General features: G+C 57.2%; 1 protein-coding gene. It reads right to left on the bottom strand.

Annotation, left to right across the window (positions count from 1 at the left end; all coding sequences use genetic code 11):
* Positions 1-2909: DUF4214 domain-containing protein (locus LZ463_RS28770; protein ID WP_241459759.1), on the bottom strand; the 2909-nt coding region annotated here is incomplete at both ends.

Raw genomic sequence — 2909 nt, 5'->3', positions numbered from 1 at the left:
ATTTGGGACACTTGTGTTACTGCTGTGTCATTGGTCAGTTCGATGTTACCGATGTTGCTGATGCCGTTGAAGTCACCGATGGCTGCGTTTGTTGCATTGCGCAGTTCGATCACGTCGTCGTTCTTCTGGCTGTTGTTGGTGGAGTTGTTGTCAACTGCACCGCCGTTGATGGCGTGGGAGCCGTTGAAGTTGGCATCAGTGAAGATGATGCGGTCTGCTGTGCGGCTTGCACCTTCTTCGCCGTTGTAGCTGAAGCGGCTTGTGGCGCTCAGTGTACGGGCGTCGATGACTACTGCGCTTTCAACGGCTGTACCAGCTGTGTCTGCGGCGTTAGCTGCATCGTTGGCTGTGTCGTTGTCGTTGACGATGGCCAGTACGCCGCCGTTGTTGTTGGCTGCGATCAGGGCATCTGTCAATGTCAGGCGGTAGTTACCTGCACCGTCTACACCGGCGTTGTTGGAGGTGCCAACCAGGCGGATGGTTTCGAAACCGGAGACGTTGGTCCATTCGGATGCGCCCAGGGCGATGGTGTCGCCCAGTGCTGCACCTGTCAGGTCGCCGTCGATGACGAGTGTGTCGCCTGTACCTGCGCCACCTACGACTGTGTCGGAGATGGTCAGGCCGGCACGGGTGTCGCCCAGGTTGTCGAAGATGACGGTGTCGTTACCTGCACCCATCTTGATGTTTTGTGCACCGTTGGCTGCGCCGCTTGTCGATACGCGAACGATGACGTTGGCCAGTTCGGCAGAGGCGTCGATGTTGGCAGCGATCAGTTTGATCTGGCCTGCTGTTTTGGACAGCTCTTGTACGCCGGCGATGTTGGCTGCTGCGCCACCTGTGGTGTCGATACGGAACAGACCGCCGTTACCTGCGACTGTGGTGTCGAGGTTGATGAAAGTGCCGGCTACACCAGTACCAGCGGCTGTGCCGATGGTGACTGTGCCTGTGTGGGAAGCAACGCTGCCCAGGGCGACTGTGTTGGATTCTGTGTCTGCATCCACCAGGGTGACGTTTTCAACGGCATTGGTGTTCAGGATGAAGTTGAAACGTGGGTCGACGTTCAGGCCTTCTGCGATGGTGACTGCAACGGTGTCGGAAGCGCCGCTATCAGTTGCCAGGTTGGCATTGATGGTGGATTGGCCGATGGCGTTGGAGCCGGTGTCGCTGTGACGGATGGTGATCGCTGCTGCCTGGCCTGCTGTCAGGTTGTTCAGGGTGAACACGTCTGTGCCAGCCACTGGGGCGGAGTTCGCTGGGGCTGCTACGTTGGTGTTGGAGACGTTGCGAACCAGGACGCCGGTGACGTCTGGCAGTTTGGCGAAGTCAACAACGGACGCTGCGTTGTTCAACAGTACTTGTACTTGTTCTACTTTGGTGACGATGGAGGAACCAGCTGCACCTGCGGTGATGTTGCCGCCGTTGACGATGACCAGGGTATCTGTGCCGTCGCCGCCTGTCAGGCTGTCGCCGGACTGGATGGTGTCTGCCAGGTAGAAGGTGTCGTTACCAGAGCCGCCTGTGACGGTGACGTTTTGGTTGGCGCCGGAGGTGTCTGCTTTACCTGTAGTGAAGATGCCGTTGCCCAGGTTGATGGTCAGGTTGCCTTTGAAGCCGGATGCATCAATCGCGGACAGGCGGCCTGCTGCTTGCAGGATACCACCGGAGTAGTTGACGGATTCAATGGTGGTGACGCCGTTGACTACGTTGGATGTTTGCGCCAGGGTCAGGTCTTTGTCGCCCAGGATGGTGACTTTGCCTGTTGTGCCTGTGTCCATTGGCAGGTTCAGGGTGCCGACGTTGTTGACGTTGCCTGTGCTGTTGATGGTCAGTGTTTCGTAACCTTGGTTGCCCACGCCCAGGCCGGATGTGCCGGAGGTGTTTTGACCAATGTTGACTGTGCCGATCTGTACGTCAGACAGGTTCAATGTGCCTGTGTTGGCGCCCAGCAGTGTGCCGTTGCCGAAGGAGAATTCGGCTGTGCCTGTGTTGTTGGCGTTGGTGCTGGTCAGGGACATGGTGTCGAGTACGGATTTGATGTTCTCGATACGGGCCTGGTTGGTGCCAGCTGTAGAGGCGATGCGGTTGATGCCGATGTTTTTCAGGCCGGTGCCGTCTTGCAGGTCGACTGCAACTACGGCGTTGTTGGCGACGTTTTGCAGGGCATCGGAAGAACCGGAGAACGTGAAGTTCGCGGTCTGGATGTTTTTCAATGTCGGGGTGATGACGGATGCACCGTTGTCATTGGCATTGCCCAGGGTCGCTGTCAGTTTGTTGTTGGCTGTCGCCGAGGTGTTGGAGCCTGTCAGTACGTCTTCGTCTTGCAGGGCGTTCACGCGGGCATTGCCGTTTGGTGTGTACACCAGGCCTGCTGTGAAGTTTTCTGCTGTGGCGATGTCGGTATTGCTTGTCAGGGTGAAGTCTTTTTGGCCGCCGCCGTTGACGATGGAGGTCAGGGTCGCGTCTTGAATCGCGATCTGGGAGGTCGCTGTCGCGGAGTCCAGTACTTTGCTCAACCAGTCTTTGGCGAGGTTGGTGCCGTTTGGCTGGGAGTAGGCAACGACTTCTGCTGTCGTGTCTATCGCTGTGGTGAACGATGTCGCTGCGGTGACTTTGGAGTCAACGGCTACTTTGTCTGCGCCTGTCGCGCCACCCAGGATCGCCAGGGCGGCTTGGCCCATGGTGACTTTGTTGCCCAGCAGTTGGCCTGTCCAGTAGTTCAGACCGGCTACGTCAGCAGCGTGACCAAACAGGTTGGTGTAGATGGTGTTGACTGTGTCTTCTGTCGATTTGCCAGCAAATACGGTTTTGTATTCTGTCTGTTGTGCAAAGCTGTCAGCAATCTGGTTGACTGTCAAACTCGACGCCATCCAGTATGCCAGACCATTTGGGTCTGCTGGACGGTTGAAATA

This window comes from Undibacterium paludis (assembly GCF_022568815.1).
Classification (GTDB): domain Bacteria; phylum Pseudomonadota; class Gammaproteobacteria; order Burkholderiales; family Burkholderiaceae_D; genus Undibacterium.
The sequence above is the reverse complement of the archived record's forward strand: the minus strand, read 5'-3'. Positions and strand labels throughout refer to the sequence as shown.